The 15701-nt window shown below is 59.1% G+C and carries 13 protein-coding genes; 6 read left to right on the forward strand and 7 right to left on the reverse strand.

Translation table 11 applies throughout. The features are described from left to right. The first annotated feature begins 23 nt into the window (after window positions 1-23). Window positions 24-1403 carry a DUF1501 domain-containing protein gene (locus VGG64_27895; GenBank protein ID HEY1603459.1) on the forward strand — a complete coding sequence of 460 codons (1380 nt, stop codon included), beginning with the start codon at window positions 24-26 and terminating at the stop codon, window positions 1401-1403. A 22-nt stretch (window positions 1404-1425) separates the two neighbouring features. Here the strand turns inward: VGG64_27895 and VGG64_27900 are convergent, their stop codons facing one another. Together VGG64_27900 and VGG64_27905 are read right to left on the reverse strand one after the other, a co-directional pair. Continuing rightward, window positions 1426-2739 (reverse strand): dockerin type I domain-containing protein, encoded by a 1314-nt coding sequence (locus VGG64_27900; protein HEY1603460.1) that lies wholly within the window; start codon window positions 2737-2739, stop codon window positions 1426-1428. A gap of 314 nt (window positions 2740-3053) precedes the next feature. Further along, a complete protein-coding gene (locus VGG64_27905; protein ID HEY1603461.1) occupies window positions 3054-3860 on the reverse strand; it encodes a ThuA domain-containing protein in 807 nt (268 codons plus the stop codon). Between the two features lie 298 nt (window positions 3861-4158). On the opposite strand from VGG64_27905, the gene VGG64_27910 reads away from it, so the two are divergent. The 3 genes from VGG64_27910 to VGG64_27920 all read left to right on the forward strand — a co-directional run bounded on the left by VGG64_27910 (window position 4159) and on the right by VGG64_27920 (window position 8754). After that, on the forward strand, window positions 4159-5190 hold the full coding sequence (locus VGG64_27910; protein ID HEY1603462.1) for an alpha/beta hydrolase: 1032 nt from the start codon (window positions 4159-4161) through the stop codon (window positions 5188-5190). 65 nt (window positions 5191-5255) lie between these two features. Beyond that, window positions 5256-7172, forward strand: a complete 1917-nt coding sequence (locus VGG64_27915; protein ID HEY1603463.1) for a pyrroloquinoline quinone-dependent dehydrogenase — start codon at window positions 5256-5258, stop codon at window positions 7170-7172. A 673-nt stretch (window positions 7173-7845) separates the two neighbouring features. Further along, entirely contained in the window at window positions 7846-8754 is a 909-nt protein-coding gene (locus VGG64_27920) for a PEP-CTERM sorting domain-containing protein (GenBank protein HEY1603464.1), read from the forward strand. A 255-nt stretch (window positions 8755-9009) separates the two neighbouring features. On the opposite strand, the gene VGG64_27925 is transcribed toward VGG64_27920, so the two are convergent. From VGG64_27925 to VGG64_27940, 4 genes are all read right to left on the reverse strand, one after another. Further along, window positions 9010-10446, reverse strand: a complete 1437-nt coding sequence (locus VGG64_27925) for a DUF1501 domain-containing protein (GenBank protein HEY1603465.1) — start codon at window positions 10444-10446, stop codon at window positions 9010-9012. A 418-nt stretch (window positions 10447-10864) separates the two neighbouring features. Next, entirely contained in the window at window positions 10865-11473 is a 609-nt protein-coding gene (locus VGG64_27930) for a GrpB family protein (protein ID HEY1603466.1), read from the reverse strand. Between the two features lie 126 nt (window positions 11474-11599). Further along, window positions 11600-11839: a hypothetical protein gene (locus VGG64_27935; GenBank protein HEY1603467.1), complete on the reverse strand. Its 240-nt coding sequence runs from the start codon at window positions 11837-11839 to the stop codon at window positions 11600-11602. Window positions 11840-11974: 135 nt separating this feature from the next. Next, window positions 11975-12175 carry a hypothetical protein gene (locus tag VGG64_27940; protein HEY1603468.1) on the reverse strand — a complete coding sequence of 67 codons (201 nt, stop codon included), beginning with the start codon at window positions 12173-12175 and terminating at the stop codon, window positions 11975-11977. Between the two features lie 116 nt (window positions 12176-12291). On the opposite strand from VGG64_27940, the gene VGG64_27945 reads away from it, so the two are divergent. Beyond that, window positions 12292-12516, forward strand: coding sequence for a hypothetical protein (locus tag VGG64_27945; GenBank protein HEY1603469.1), 225 nt, complete (start codon window positions 12292-12294; stop codon window positions 12514-12516). A 1049-nt stretch (window positions 12517-13565) separates the two neighbouring features. Beyond that, window positions 13566-14462: a PEP-CTERM sorting domain-containing protein gene (locus VGG64_27950; protein HEY1603470.1), complete on the forward strand. Its 897-nt coding sequence runs from the start codon at window positions 13566-13568 to the stop codon at window positions 14460-14462. 143 nt (window positions 14463-14605) lie between these two features. Here the strand turns inward: VGG64_27950 and VGG64_27955 are convergent, their stop codons facing one another. Then, entirely contained in the window at window positions 14606-15361 is a 756-nt protein-coding gene (locus VGG64_27955; protein ID HEY1603471.1) for a DUF1080 domain-containing protein, read from the reverse strand. Window positions 15362-15701: the final 340 nt, after the last annotated feature.

Here is a 15701-nt window from a genome sequence, read left to right on the forward strand (position 1 = left end):
TCTTAGCTCTGCAGGGCATGAACATGGCCAACAATATCTTCAAGCACGGTCTTTCTCGACGGGCACTCCTGAAGACTGTGTCCTGCGGCTTTGGCTATCTGGCCTTGGCCGATCTGGCCTCGCAGACACTTGCCACGGAGTCGCCGAACGTTCTGGTGCCCAAATCCACACACTTTCCTGCCCGCGCCAAGCGGGTCATCTTTCTGTTTATGGCTGGCGCGCCTTCGCACGTTGATACCTTCGATTACAAGCCGAAGCTACAGGCAGATGATGGCCGCCCGGCCGACGGTAAAGGGGCTTCGCGCAAGTTGATGAAGTCGCCGTTCAAGTTCGCAAAGCACGGACATTCGGGCCTGTGGATCTCGGACATATTTCCCAATCTGGCGACACATGCCGATGATCTCTGTCTGCTCAACAGCATGTATACCGACGTGGGCGTGCATCCGCAGGCCGTGATCGAAATGCACACCGGCACGTTCCGCTTTCAACGCCCATCGATGGGGGCCTGGACGCTGTATGGTTTGGGGAGCGACAACTCCGAGCTGCCCGGGTTCATTACGATCAATCCCACCGGCGGCGCGCCAACCTACGGCAGTGCCTTTTTGCCGGCCTCGTACCAGGGCATCAAGATCGATGGCGTGCAGGAGAAAAACGGTGGCGGCCGCATGGCCAATATCGCCAACCCACGACTGTCTGCCGAATTGCAGCGCAAGCAGCTCGACCTGTTGGCCAGCTTGAATAAAGATCGCCTGGCCAAGGATGGCGTCAACACCGAACTGGAGGGCCTGATCGAATCCTACGAGCTGGCTTTCCGCATGGAAGGAGCCGTGCCGGCGATCATGGATATCTCGAACGAGACGCAAACCACGCGCGACTCCTACGGCGTCGGCACCAAGGGGACCGACAATTTCGGGCGGCAGTGCCTGATCGCGCGGCGGTTCGCCGAAGCTGGCGTGCGCTTTATCGAACTGGGCATGGGGGGCTGGGATCAGCACAATGACCTGCGCGCAAAGCTGACGACAAACGCGCGCAGCATCGATAAGCCCATCGCGGCTTTGCTCGCCGACTTGAAACAACGCGACATGCTCAAGGACACGCTGGTCGTATGGGGGGGCGAATTTGGCCGTACGCCGGCTGCGCAAAAGTCTGACGGTCGTGATCACAACGCCAGCGGATTCAGCATGTGGATGGCCGGCGGCGGAGTGAAGGGGGGCTATCGTCACGGCGCCACCGACGAGCACGGCACCAACGCCGTCGACAAGAAAATGCACATCAACGATCTACACGCCACGATGCTGTATCTACTTGGGCTCGATCACACCAAGCTGACGTACCAGTACAGCGGCCGCGAAGTACGCTTGACCGACCTGGCCGGCCAGGTGGCACACGACATTGTCGCTTAGCGCCCGCGGTGGCCTTGCGACATCAGCGCCCGGGCGGACGTGTGCCCACACGGCGCAAGAAGAGCAGCAGCGTTCCGCCGCAACACCCCAGCAGCCACGTCGCGGGTTCTGGCACGGCTGATCCACTGCCTGCCCCGCTTCCTGTGCCGTAAGTCGCCAACCAATTGCCGGCGATCGTGTTGACGTCCAAGCCATTTACGACACCGTCGCCGTTGACGTCGCCAGCCACATTGCTGCCGACGGCCAACCAGTGTCCGGCCAGCTTATTGATGTCCAATCCGTTGACGATGCCGTCGCCATTGGCGTCACCAAGTCCCGGTGGCGGCGGGGCGTAGCTGATCACGTAGTTTGAATACGGACCGAGCGTAGCGGCCAGCGTGTCGGAGCCTCCGTAGGTCAGACCCGCATGCTGTAGAATCTGCGCTTCGCTGAATAACGGGACCCCGGCGTTGTAGCCGGTATCCAGGGCCTGCGCAAACAGATTGCCCAGCGTCCCCTGCAAAGTGGTGTATGGGTGGATGCCATCAACGCAGAATCCGGCGGTCGACGAGGTACTGCTCGTGCTTTGGGTCAGGTTGATCGTCACGTTGCCAATCTTGACCGTGGTGTTGAAGCTTCCTTCGGAACCAAACACCTTGCTGATCATCGCCGACAGATCGGCAACCACGATGTGATCCGATTGCGCGATACCATTGATGCCCGTGTTGACCTGTGCCACGGCGTTGGCAACCAGTTGCCGTTTGGTCGCGTCGGGATAGTCGGCTTGCACGGTGGGCGTGATGCCGTAGTCCGGCACGGTCGCCACGACGACTTTCACACCGGTCGGCAGAATATCGCCGAGCGCGGTGCTGATGTTCGAGACCACGCTGTTGACGTAGCTCGTAATTTGCGACTGCGACCACACGCCCCCGTAAATGTCGTTGTAGGCCGTCGTGCCGGGACCAAAATCATTGGCCCCGATGGCGAATACCGCGTAGTCGATACCCGCGCCGCCGGCGTTTGGAATCTGCGCAGCCAAGCCGCTGGCCTGGCCACCAGACAGAACCGTGGAGCTGGTCGCGCCGGCTAGCGCCCAGTTTTGGTTGTATCCCTCCCCGCGCGGAGGAGGATTCGCAGGGCTCGTGACGAGTGGTCCAAGGTTCGCGCTGTCATAGGTGGCAAACTGCTCGGTCCAGTTCGTCGCGTACGTGCGGCCATTGAACATGTACTCATCGCTCAGGCTGTCGCCCATGACTCCCAGGTTGATCTCGGCCCGCGCTCGCTCGGGCGACAAGATCACCCCAAGCAACGTGATCGCAGCTACGCGAGACCAGAGCCGACGAAACGTCAACTTCATGACGGCACTCCCCCGAACGCAGGACTGGAGGCGAGAAACGCTTCTGACGAGCGGCGCAACTGACGTGGTTTTCGCAAAGGAGCCAACTAGTGACCGACCTGACTTCGCGAAGACATTGCTCAGCCTAGATCACGCCCGACGGCGATACAAGCAAAAGGCCACGGCAGGGCCAACAGCCCAACACCTGGGCGTGGCAAAGCAGGCTGGTCGGGGAACCTTTTGCTAGGCTTTTCACACCGTGGGAATGTGAGGGCCCAATCAGCAGTCGCCGCACATGCCGCGCTGCCGCCCAGCCACTCGGCGTCATCCAAATGCTACTTGGCCGGTTTCAAGTGCGCATCGTCCAGCTTGTCGACCGACCACAACAGGCCGCGTGTCACCAAGTCGAGATACCGCGGATCTGCCACTGTCTGATTGTTGTGCCCCAAGGTTGTGGCGAACACCTTGGCCTTGCCGTTGTACGTGTTCGTCCAGGCCACGATGTAATTCATCGTGGTCGCCTTGCCGTCGCGATTCTTTACCTCTTGCGCACCACGGGCCAGGGGCCGTGCCGTATCCAATAGTTGCCCGGCGCTGTTGTTGTAAAGTTCCTCGTTGACCGTGGTCCAGTTTTCCAGGGCCTTTGTAATCGGACTTTCGCGATCGACGAACGTTATTGCGATAGGCTGTTGTGGACCGTGCCCCGTGCTTTGCAAGCCGGTGAACTCGAACCATGGCGTGACGTTCGGGTATCCCTCGCTACGATAACAGTGCATACCGCAGTGCAACACCACGGCAGGCAATCCCGCGCGGTGCGGCTTGAGGATGCCATCGATGACCTGTATATCTTTCACATCCGATGAGCACTCGTCGTGAATGATCACGTCGAAGCCGTCGGCCCAATCGGGGTTGTCATACACAGGATTCTTATGCGCTGTGGTCTTGTCTGGGTCGTAGGCGATGGTCCACACGACATTCGCCCGGGCCGAGATCCCTGCGGTCAGAATGTCTTTCTGCTTGCCGTAATCGTGACAGCACCCACCGAGGACCAACAGTGCCCGGATCGGCTTCGTATCTGCGCCACGCACCGCGCCAGAGAGCGCCACGAGCAGGCAAAGCGAGACCGCAACGCACCTACTCAAATCCAATCCCCTCATGCAAGTTCTCCCTGGCAACCTTGATAATGTTGATGGCGGAAACGTACTGCCCACCGAAAATGGGCCCGTGCCCAAATGCTGTTCAGCATTGACCTCATGCGGTCCCTCAGGGACACGATTTCGATCTGCGATCATCGCCCGAGGAGACCCGCTTGGCAAGCGTAGTGCTTGCTTGGACGTAGGCACCGTGCCAGACTAACGCCCGGCCGGCCGCGCCGGTGCGTACCAATTGGTGGATTCGGCGGTGATTTCCGGCCACATTTCGTCGCAGGAGGTTCAATCCATGGGATGCAGCACCCATACACCGGCTATCTTGGCGCAGCATTTCGCAGCTGTTTCTTATGAGGGATGGCGTGCGTGGCGCGTTATCGCCGGATTGGCCGCCACGATGTTCTTGCTGCTCTTTTCGTTGGGCGCACTGCGTGCCGAGGAGCCGGCCTTGGAAAAGCAGACGATCGCCTACAAAACCGTCGGCCCGACGAAGATTCATGCCGACGTCTATCGTCGTAATGATGACACGCCACGCCCGGCTGTTGTGTGGATCCACGGCGGCGCCCTGATCATGGGCAATCGCGACGGGATTCCTCGCGAGATCCGTCAACTTTGTCGGGAGCAGAACTATGTCTTGATATCGCTCGACTATCGCCTAGCACCTGAAATCAAACTGCCGGGAATCATCGAAGACATTCAGGACGCGTTTCGTTGGATTCATACCGACGGCGTCCGACAATTCCACGTCGACCCGGCCAAGATCGTGGTGAGTGGCGGATCAGCCGGCGGCTATCTCACGATGATGACGGGCATCTGCGTCGAGCCACGCCCCCGGGCGCTAGTCACCTATTGGGGCTATGGCGATGTCGATGGTCCTTGGTATGTCACGCCGTCGGCCCACTACCGACAACAGCCGCTGATTTCGAAGGAGGATGCGTACCGCGTCGTCGGTGGCGAGGTGCAGACCGGCAGCGATAGTAAACCGCGTGGCACTTATTATCTATATCTGCGCCAGAACGGCTTGTGGACGCGCGAGGTCACGGGCTTCGATCCAGACACGGACAGCGCCAGGCTCGACCGCTACTGCCCGGTGCGTAACATCACCCCGCAATATCCTCCGATCCTGATGATCCACGGCACGGCCGACACCGATGTTCCCTATCAGGAGTCGGCCGATATGGATAAGGAACTAACAAAGCAGGGCGTAGCGCACGAATTCGTCACTGTCGAAAAGGGCGGCCACGGCCTTGGCGGCGGCGACCCCCAGGCGATTTCCGCTGCCCATCAACAGGCACTCGCCTTCATCCGCAAACACTTGGACTGAAGTGCCGTGTTCCTTAAGCGTTTTCCACAGTGCAACCGTCGGTTCTCTAGGAACTTCTGATCGCAATGAATACGCGAACCATATTTTGCATTCTTGCACTTCCCGCCATTCTAGGAAGTGTCGCTACTTCTCAATCCGCATCGGCGCAGGATAGTAAGCCGCCCGGCGCGCAGCCCGAAGAGTTTGCCGGGGCCGACTGGTCGCAGGTGGGCGCCGACAGTGGTGGCAAGCGTTTTTCTGCACTACGGCAAATCAACAAAGACAATGTGCAAAAACTCGAGGAGGCGTGGGTTTACCACACACATGACGCCGGCGAGAAGACAACCATCGAATGTACGCCGATCGTCATCGACGGTGTTATGTATATCACGACCGCGCGTACCAAGGTCGCTGCGCTCGACGCGGCGACTGGCCAAGAAATCTGGCGATTCGATCCCTATGACGACGATTCCAAGAAGTGGATCAGGGCCTCCGGTGGCGTGAATCGCGGCGTGGCCTATTGGTCGGACGGCCACCCGGGCGGTGACCGCCGGATTCTAGCGGGCCTATCGGATGGACGCTTAATTTCACTGGACGCCAAAACGGGACGACTCGATTCCGGCTTCGCGACGAATGGACAGCTCGATCTGCGCAAAGGCATCGAGCGCGACATCTCGAAAATGTCATACGGTCCGACGTCGGCTCCGATGATCTTCGAGGACGTGGTGTTTCTGGGATTTTCCAATGACGAAGGCCATCCAGGATCACCAGGTGACATCCGCGCCTTCGATGTGAAAACTGGACAACAGCGCTGGCGGTTTCACACCGTACCGCGGCCGGGGGAAGATGGCTACGACACCTGGCCGCCGAATGCTTGGGAACGGCGCGGTGGTGCCAACGCCTGGGGTGGGCTGACACTTGATAAGGCCAGTGGCATGTTGTTTTGTGGCACTGGTTCGGCAGGCGCCGATTTTTACGGTGCAGACCGCACAGGCGCGGGGCTCTTCGCCAATTGCACGCTTGCCTTGGACGCGCGCACGGGTCGTCGCGTCTGGCACTTTCAGACGGTGCACCACGACCTTTGGGACCATGACAATCCTTGCCCACCGGTAGTCGTCAGCGTGCAACACAAGGGCCGTACGATTGCCGCCGTCGCGCAGCTGACGAAGACGGGATACTGTTATCTTTTGGATCTTAAAACGGGATCGCCGCTCTTTCCCGTGCGCGAGCAACCGGTGCCTCCCTCGGACATTCCCGAAGAGACGGCGTTCGCCACGCAGCCCATCCCCGACAAGCCCCCGCCATTTTCTCGGCAGACGTTCACCGATGACGATATCACTACAATTTCGCCGCGGTCCCGCGACTTTGTGCGTGCCGAGCTAAAGACTCTCCGCTACGGACAAGCCCATATACCACCGAGCGTGCAGGGCACTGTGGTCACTCCGGGCTTTCACGGAGGCGCGACATGGAGCGGTGGCTCGTTCGACCCGTCGACAGGCTATTTGTACGTAAACTCTAATGAACTTCCGGCCATCATCGCCATGCACAAGGATGAGCATGGTGGATACCGATTCGGCGGCTACCGGAATTTCGAAGACGACGCCGGCTATCCGGCAATAAAGCCTCCTTGGGGACGTTTGACGGCGATCGACCTGAACAAAGGCGAGTTCGCCTGGCAGGTCGTGCTGGGAGAAGTCCCGGCATTGATCGCTCGCGGCATAGCTCCGACCGGCACGGAAAACTTCGGCGGTACGATTGTCACCGCCGGCGGGCTGGTGTTTATCGCAGGCACGAAAGATGAAAAATTCCGCGCCTTCGACAAACACAGCGGCAAAATACTGTGGGACCATCAGCTCGACGCGGGAGGTTACGCCACGCCCTGCACTTACGCGGCGGGCGGACGACAATTCGTCGTCATTGCTTGTGGCGGCGGTGGCAAATTGAAAACCAAGTCGGGCGATGCATTCGTTGCCTTTGCCTTACCGCAGCCGGGTACTAAATAGCTGTTTCAAATCCCCCTCACCGCCAGCAGCATGGCACGGCCCAAAGACCCGTCGGATGGTTGCGATGATAGAAATCGTCTTGCGACCCCCAGGGGCGTCCACGTTGCAACTGGCGGCAGTTGTCGCCGGCGCTCGGGCAGCGCTCGAAAAGATTGCGGTGCCAAACAGCTCGAGACATGTCACCCAACGAAAATAGAGCGTCCCCGCTGGTGATCCTTCCGAACGCGAATCGTCACTGGCGAGTGCCTGGCGCCGACCCCCGAGATCGGCACCGAGGTAAGTAGCAATGCTACCGTGGCCAAAGTGTTCCGAAGGTGGCACAACAAATCCAACGAAAACGCAAGTATTAATGTATTTTCCATGCGCCGCACGGGGCACAGCTCGTACTAGCGGGCAATAAATACTGCGGCAACGGCCCGATGGGGACGTCGGTGAATCGGCCCTGTTCAACGCGCCCCGTCGAATTGTCCAGGCCACGACTGACGGTTTGAATCGGCCGCCGCTCCGCTGCCTGCCGATCGAGACCACGTCAACGGGCGGGCACCGGGCAAGCCAACTGGCCTGTTTTGTTATGGCGGTTTTGCTAGGCTGCATTTGGGTCGTCCGGGCCAGTAGCCACGATTTCGGATGCCCAACCATCACGCAGGGGTTAGCAACATGAGATGTGGTACTGATGAGTCGTTTATTTTTAATGCTGTTTCTCGCCTGCGCTGCTTCCGTTACTAAGTGCCCGACCGCCCTGGCCGGGCCGATCGCCGTCCCCGCCGGTTTGACTGCCGGCGACCAATATCGTTTGGTCTTTGTCACCAGCACGTCGACCAATGCCCTGTCGAATAACATTGGCTACTACAACTCGTTTGTGACCAATGCCGCCGATCTAGATCCCGCGCTTGTCGCGCTGGGGACGACATGGACAGCGCTCGCCAGCACTCCGACAGAGTCCGCCCGCGATAATACGAACACCAGCCCCTCCTCGATGAGCGTGCCCATCTACAATACGGCAGGCCAGCTTGTCGCGACTTCCAACGCCACTTTGTGGGATGGCAGCATCGCGCATTCAATCGCGTTTGACGAAAATGGCGTGCCGCCAATCCCAGGCTACACCGAGGTGTGGACAGGCACGGGTACTTCGGGTGCCCCCGATGATCCTTCCGATCCGCTCGGCACAGCGATTCCCGTTTGGGGAGATACCAAGTCTGCCATGTCCAATTGGATCGACACGGGCGGATACTACGAGGCTGCCGGGAACCACACCATGTACGCCATCTCTGGACCACTTACCGTGGTGCCGGGGGACGTAAATCGTGACGGCGTGGTTAACGGTCTTGATATCAGCGTCGTGGCCAGCAACTGGTTGCAAACCGGCATGCACATGCCCGGCGAGTCGAGCAGCCAGCAAGTGGCGAATGGCCTCGCGATCAGCTTGGTAAATTCAAACTGGCTAAAGACCGCCGGCGACGCGACTACCAGCAGTATGGTCAGTGCGTCTGGTCAAGTGAGCGTCGTCCCCGAGCCCGCAACAATCGTCACGGCCGCAATCGGCGGACTTGCGTTAATGGCCTGTCGCCGCCGAAGGGCGTGACACATCGGTCCTCTGCCGTCGTTTCAAACCGTGGCCCTGGCTCGTCTCGAAAACCTTAAAACCGTCCATCGGCGGGACTCTGCGTGTCGACCAATTCACGAGGGTCCCAAAAAACACCTCAGGGCTCGCGACGACGAACCCAGTCCGCGTTAAGTGAAATCCAGTTCGCGAATGGATCATTCGCCGGCCAGGAAGGCCGTGGACTACTGCTGGTCAACCTATGCCAGTACATGCTGACCCGCGGCAGCGTGACCTCTAACCCAAATCCCGAATTATGCGGCCCGTACTCAGTTTCTGTTGCACCTGCTGGAATTCGTCCCAATAGTCGCGGCTGAAATCGATCCCCAGATGAAAGAGGATCGTCGCCGACAGATCGGCCGGCGACACGGGACGATCCTTCACAAAGGCCCCGATCCGATTCGTCTCGCCATATACCTGGCCTCCACGCACGCCGCCGCCGGCCAGTAAGACGGTAAAGGCATGAGGCCAGTGATCGCGTCCGCTCTTTTCGGTCATGCCATTCTGTACGATCTGTCCAATGCGAGGCGTCCGGCCGAACTCGCCTGTCACCACGATGAGCGTCGTTTCGAGCAACCCACGGTCGGCCAGATCTTCCACCAAAGCTGCAAAACTCGCATCGAACGCCGGCGCCAGGCGATTCTTGAGCGACGTGAAATTGTGATTGTGCGTATCCCAGAAAGGGGAGACCTTTTCGTCTCGGCTGTCATCGTCCCAATTGACCGTGATCAACGAAACACCGGCCTCGACCAGTCGTCTGGCCAGTAGCAGGCTTTGCCCGAACTTTCCGCTGCCATAGCGAGCCCGCGTTGGCGACGACTCCTTGTCGAGTCGGAACGCCTCGTGAGCCCGCAGGTCGCCAAGCAGCGAAAAGGCCGTGTCGGCATGGTTGGCAAATGTCTGCACGGTTGGCTCGCCTGCGAGCGACAGGGGCAGCACGTTTTGCAACTGGTGCAGCAATTCGCGGCGGGCTCGCACTCGATCGACCTGCACGTCGGCGGCCAGTCGGATGCCCTGTACCTCAAATCCTTCGTCGCTAGGATCGCCTTGGACAAGGAACGGATTGTGCATTTCGCCCATCCGCCCGCCCGTCTGGCCGGCAATGCGTTTGTCCTGTCCGCCGAACTGCGTGTACCACGGCAGCACCACCGAAGATGGTAATGCAGCGCGGCGCTCGGCGAAGCGCATCGTGAGGGCCGCCAGCGATGGCCAATCCTCCGAACGGGCCTGATCGGTCACGGGCGGACCGAAATACGGCCGTCCAGAATACATCTCGCTGCATGCCGGGCCATGCACTGGCATGCGATGCTCCATCGAACGCAGCAGGCAAAGCTTATCGATTTGCGTTGCCATCCGCGGCAGATGTTCGCAAATCTGGATGCCCGGCACGCTAGTTGAGATCGGCTCGAAGTCGCCGCGAATTTCTCGGGGCGCCTGCGGTTTCATATCCCACAGATCGATGTGGCTGGGGCCACCGAAAAGGAAAATGAAGATACACGAATTGTGCCGACCCCGCGCGGGTGCAGCATCAATGGGCTCGGCGGCGCGTAAGCGCGCTAAATCGAAGCTGCTGAGCCCCAGTTGGCTCAATCCGCCTATACGCAGCAACTCGCGCCGCGACAGCGGACTGCCAGACGTAGTTTGCTGCTCGGTCGCTCGGAAAATCGAAAACATGGCAAACCATCGGCCAGCGAGAGGCCACGTATATTATGTCAATTCCAACCGCCTGGGCCCACGACGGCGATTATCAATTTGCAGTTTCCGCTTGTGAATGGCTTACTGTCAACTGACTTTTTCCCAAACCGACTGAGTCTGGATCCGGGCCAAAGTCGCACTAAACGCTGAAGGTTGACCAGATACTCCCGATGCTGCAGGAGGAGCGTAAATCGACTGAGACACGTCTCGTCCGATGTTTTAGGTTCGCTGAGACGTCAACGTGTGGTCAAGCCGCAAGCATCCAGGAAACGAGCTTTATTCGGCCTAGTTCAAAGGTAAGGTCGCCCGGACTAGCCCGACCCCGCGTCTGCGCCATCGGAAGTAACGCCGGAAACATGACCCGATGGCAAAATGCGTCCGGAATCGTCAAAGCTCGCTACAGGCTTGTTCTTGGGAGTCGACCGACAGCGGGGTCGGCCCTGGCGATGATCTCGTCGATGACCGCCGTCTTGGCGTCAGCATAGTTCTGGATGTACGCCCAGTCTTGCGATGCGAGCTCGCGCTTTTTGGACTCGTAGAGCAGGCGGTCAGCAGCATCGGATCGCAGGTGATTCCGAAATCGCAGCATGCGGTCGACTTCTGGGCAGCCGACTGTGAAGACGTGCAGGTTCACATCCGTGTCGGGCCCTTTGAACATCCGGTGTTCCCACCAATCGGGCTCACGAATGCGCAACTCATATCCGTTTGACTCAAGCGGTGTCACGTAGGCCGGCTCATCATTTGAGTCAGCCACTTCCATCAAGATGTCGATGATCGGCTTGGCCGCAAGACCAGGCACCGAAGTTGAGCCTACGTGCTCGATAGTTATGGCCTTGTCGCCAAGCACTTGCGTGACACGTGCCGCCTCTCGCGCAAACATGTCGGGCCAAGCAAAGTCATACTCGGCTAAAATAACAGGTCCGCCATGCAATCTGGCACCCCCGATGGTGCGTGCTTCGATGTCTGCTTCGATCGCGGGCATCCGTTCTTTTTGGGGGTCTTCCATATGCTCGACGATTCGGTTAGCGGTGGTATTTCATGTGTGCCGCCGTCAGCAGCGACAACGTCGAGCGTTCGAGAATGGCTGCGGCTGTGATGGGAAATGAGACACGGCATTACCGCAAGGGGCGACTTAGCCAGAAAACCAGACCGCCGGCACGACGGGCACGATCGCAAACACGATATAGGTCACAGCAAGTCCAATCAAGGTTGTCGGTTCAAGAGAAGAAAGCCGCCAGTACTCTCGACTACGAATCGTGGGCCGTGCCTTTCCTAGCCATCTGAGCGCGACGCAAATACCAACGAGCACGGCGGCAAACACTCCTCGTCCAGCCCACACGCGATGCTCGTCCGGAACCATCCCCCAACGCATCGTTCGCTCCTCGTTGCACCGCGAACCGGATCTTTCGTCCGTTGAGCTTCGTTCAGACTTTGCCAGATGTTCGCTGGCCATCATGACAATGTCAAAGTCCGATGTCTGGAACTAGGAGATGTAGCTGACCGACATTTATTGCTGGGCCAGGGTTATAAACGGTGTTGATCGGGGATCGATTGCTGCTTCTTTTCTTCGCGCGAAGCGCTTCGTCATTTCTTCGACGTTCATGCTGGCAAACGCCTTGCGACAGATCGCCATGCCAGCTTCGCGGTCAGTTTCCTGCGCTGCCTGACGGCTCTTAAGAATCGTCAGAGCGCGCGGCAGATCACCCAATACGGCCAGCGGTCTTTCCCCGATCCTGGCGGCATTTTCGTGCGCCAGGGAAAGAAAGCGATGTCAGGCGCCGGTTCCGGGCGGCGAAAGACCAGGTGGTAGGGAGTCCAGCCCCCATGCAAGCTTGGGCCATCGCGATGAAGCTCAACCGTCATAAAAAAGTCGCCTTGCACGCGCAACGTCAGCGGATCGAGGCACGTCGCGGTAGACGTGCAAAAAGGGACGCCGACAAGCTCGTTACGCTGGACGGCGACCTTGATTCACCTGAAGGGCGTCAGCTTTACAGGCAGATGCTCCGGGACACGAAAGAGCAAAAGACCACATCGGTCCCTGCCCGCTGATTGGCGTACCGTTCGCACGCTTTCGCTATTTGGTTAAAGCGGACAATCTGCGTGCGTGTCGCCAGCGTCCCTAAAGTTGTCTCGTGGCCACCGGCACGGGTGGCCGTCGAGACCCTAGTCCGCTTCTACCGGCCGGGTGAGCACGGAGGAGAAGCGGAAAATACAATCAAATCAAACCCCTACGGCTGCAAGCCGAGATTGATCTCTGCCCTGAACGAATCGCAGCCTTACAAAATGCTTGAACAGGCGCGTTCTATCGTGCGGTAACACGCGTCCAACGACGCAGTGGATCACCACGGGATTGCGGATCGCAATACCATGGCCCGGCACGTTCCTCAATCCAGCTGGACGCACCCCACGGCGTACCTTTCGGGGCATGCTGGGGGCACGTTCTGCGGCCAGCGCATGAAAACGGCCGGAAGGCGGGGCAGGAACCTGAGCGGCCCGCCCGCTTTGTTCAAATGAGCGTTTCATCTGCTACCCTTCTTCAGCACAACCGAGACATGGCCTTCGCGATAAGTCAACGGTACCTTGGCGCGCAGAGCAGCTTTTCTTCTACTTTTATTCCCGCAGCTCTTCATTCCTCGTTCATGTTTTCTCGCCGTCTAAAAGCGGCACATCATGCGATTCATGTCTGCCCTCGTCGCAGTCATCGTTCTGCTAATGGCCCCATCCGCCCAGGCCGTGTCGTTGGTTGTGATGCCGGTCAACAGCAATATTGGCGTCGCCGTGGCCAAGGCATTTATGATTGGCGTGCAGGTCACCGCCGCCGATCTGGCAGCAAGTCCCCATGCGACTCTATTCGTCCAAAAAGATCGCCTTCAAAGGTGGCAATGCGAATACTCCGGTTCAGGCCGGATCGGGCCTGGGACACGTTCCGCCCTGTTGTCGAACCCGTAGCCGCCAGTTAGTCTGTTCAGTTCGTCGTGCCTACCTGCGCACGCGCGTGACTTCAACAAAACGATCCGTTCGCACTATCGTCAGTTACCATCTAGGAGGGGCGCACAGTGAAATTTAGAGCTTGCCTAATCGTTGCTTTTGTTCTGGCAATGGCGACTTCTGCCCAGGCAGTGCAATTGGTTGTGATGGCCGTCAACAGCAATATTGGCATTGCTGGCGCTAAGGCGTTTACGATTGGCTTGCAGGTCACTACCGCCGACGTTGCTGCTAATCCCGGCACGCCGGACCTGTTCGTGCAGAATATCTCGATCACCGGCAATGCCCTTGGCCCGATTCAGGCCGGTGGGGTAAATAACGTGCCGGATATTCAGACCGCCTGGACGTTTGTCGATGCCAACAGTCCAAACTCCATTTCCAATGGCGGTTCCGGTGGACCGAGCTTCCCGACCGCAGGCGCCGCCACAACCGCACTGTACAAGGACAGCTGGTGGTACTCGAGCGACTTCGGATCGTTGCAAGGTATCAACGGCTTCGCCAACGACGGCACGACCGACAACTTCGGCACCGTCAGCACCGTTGACAGCGGGCAAGGCGTCTACGCACAGGGGCCAGCTGCCGCGATGGGCACGACGGGATATCTTTTCAGGCGCCTAGCTACGGGTGTAACCGGTGGTGGTGCAGCCGTGGGCGGCAACAATGCGGACATGGGGTTCTCCGGCATATACGGACCCCTGGGGCAAAACCGGTTGGATCAGGCTCCGTTGGCGAGCCAGTTCGTGAACGGTGTGCTGACCGTCCCTTTGGCTCAGATAATTTCCAAGGGTGACATACACCTTCCGGATTTCTACAACAACGGTGCGGGCCAGTTCATCGGAATCGGCGGGACCGCCTACAACTATTTTGGTGGCGTTGCCGCTGCTAGTGCTGATCCAGGCGTACTAACCATTGACTTTGCCACTGGCCAAATCGCGATCCCCGAGCCTTCCTCGCTGATCCTCGCCGCGTTCGGCGGAGTCGCGCTGCTTGCGTATCGCCGTCGACGATAGATCCGCAGTTTGCATCGCCGTGACTGCGTAAATTACCCGAGCAAGTCCGCGCAATCAATCTTATGGGATCTAGTGCTGACAGCGGCTAATGTCGCCCGCCGATCAATTGCTCATCGATCAGCGGCAGATAAGCAACCACGCCCTCAATCCAGCACTCTTACACGCACGTTGCGGTAGCGGACGAATTCCTTGGTGTGGTCGCCGCCGCCGTGGACCTGCAGCGCGATGCCGCCGGTATCGGGATGACGTTTTTCCGTGTCCTTGAATTCCATGAAACGGACGCGGTTGATCCAGGTCGTGATCTGCGGCGGGTTTCCTTCGATCCGAGCCCGCAGTTCGTTCCATTTGCCGTGTTGCCACAGCTTGGGCCAATCGGCCGGCTTGATCGGTAGTGGGAACGCGCAATCGTGCTGCTTGATCTCGGTGACCTTTTCCAGGAAATCGAAGTTGCGCAGGTGAATACCGCCGGTCAGCCCCTCGCCATAGACGCCGGCCAGGTTGCCTGCGGAGTGATAATCGACCATGTATTGATAGGCCTGCCCTTTTTCGTTGCTGCGCAGGAACAATCCGCTGTCGGGGCCGAAGTCGTTGTTCATCTCGACCACGACTTCGAAATTGCCGTACTGCTTGTCGGTGAGAATGATGCCGCCGTTGCCGGGAATGTCTTGGCTTCCCGTGATCGCGCCATCTTCCACGACCCAGCGACCGCCACTCTTGTGCTTGCTCTTGCCGCTGTGACCGGTTTCGGCGCTGACGTGCCAGCCGTCCAGGTTCTTGCCGTCGAAGATCGTGGCGAACCCCTTGTCGTCGAACGTATCGCGGCGAAACTCCTCGGCCGCGGCGCGGTCGAAATGCGACGTGGCGCAAACGAAAAGCACAAACGCATAGATCGATCGCATCGGTGTCAGGCTCCTGTTGATTTGCTCGGCAAAGCCAGGCCGGCGGCCAGCCCTGCGATGAGTCGACCAGAATAACACGCGCGCCGTGGCCAGACTACCACTCGGATGTCGGCGGCGCCCGCTGAAAAACGCTCGCCGGCTCTTCCTGGAACCTAGCAACTTCACGGCCCGGGGATTTCCCGCGCTTGCCGCACGTGCCAACAGACGCCTCCCGGGTCGATGATGTGCATCTCTCTGCCCCACGGAAAATCGGTCGGCGGTTTGAACCGGACACCCGGAAAACGCGCGGTGATTTCCTGGCTGTCTAATTCCTGCCAGTAGAGATCCAAGTCGGGCACTT

This window comes from Pirellulales bacterium, from assembly GCA_036490175.1.
In the GTDB taxonomy this organism is placed as follows: domain Bacteria; phylum Planctomycetota; class Planctomycetia; order Pirellulales; family JACPPG01; genus JACPPG01.

Coding starts and splice junctions, on each gene's coding strand:
- VGG64_27895 (HEY1603459.1), top strand. CDS start 24: ATGGCCAACAATATCTTCAAGCACGGTCTTTCTCGACGGGCACTCCTG.
- VGG64_27900 (HEY1603460.1), bottom strand. CDS start 2,739: ATGAAGTTGACGTTTCGTCGGCTCTGGTCTCGCGTAGCTGCGATCACG.
- VGG64_27910 (HEY1603462.1), top strand. CDS start 4,159: ATGGGATGCAGCACCCATACACCGGCTATCTTGGCGCAGCATTTCGCA.
- VGG64_27915 (HEY1603463.1), top strand. CDS start 5,256: ATGAATACGCGAACCATATTTTGCATTCTTGCACTTCCCGCCATTCTA.
- VGG64_27920 (HEY1603464.1), top strand. CDS start 7,846: ATGAGTCGTTTATTTTTAATGCTGTTTCTCGCCTGCGCTGCTTCCGTT.
- VGG64_27925 (HEY1603465.1), bottom strand. CDS start 10,446: ATGTTTTCGATTTTCCGAGCGACCGAGCAGCAAACTACGTCTGGCAGT.
- VGG64_27930 (HEY1603466.1), bottom strand. CDS start 11,473: ATGGAAGACCCCCAAAAAGAACGGATGCCCGCGATCGAAGCAGACATC.
- VGG64_27935 (HEY1603467.1), bottom strand. CDS start 11,839: ATGCGTTGGGGGATGGTTCCGGACGAGCATCGCGTGTGGGCTGGACGA.
- VGG64_27945 (HEY1603469.1), top strand. CDS start 12,292: ATGCAAGCTTGGGCCATCGCGATGAAGCTCAACCGTCATAAAAAAGTC.
- VGG64_27950 (HEY1603470.1), top strand. CDS start 13,566: ATGGCGACTTCTGCCCAGGCAGTGCAATTGGTTGTGATGGCCGTCAAC.
- VGG64_27955 (HEY1603471.1), bottom strand. CDS start 15,361: ATGCGATCGATCTATGCGTTTGTGCTTTTCGTTTGCGCCACGTCGCAT.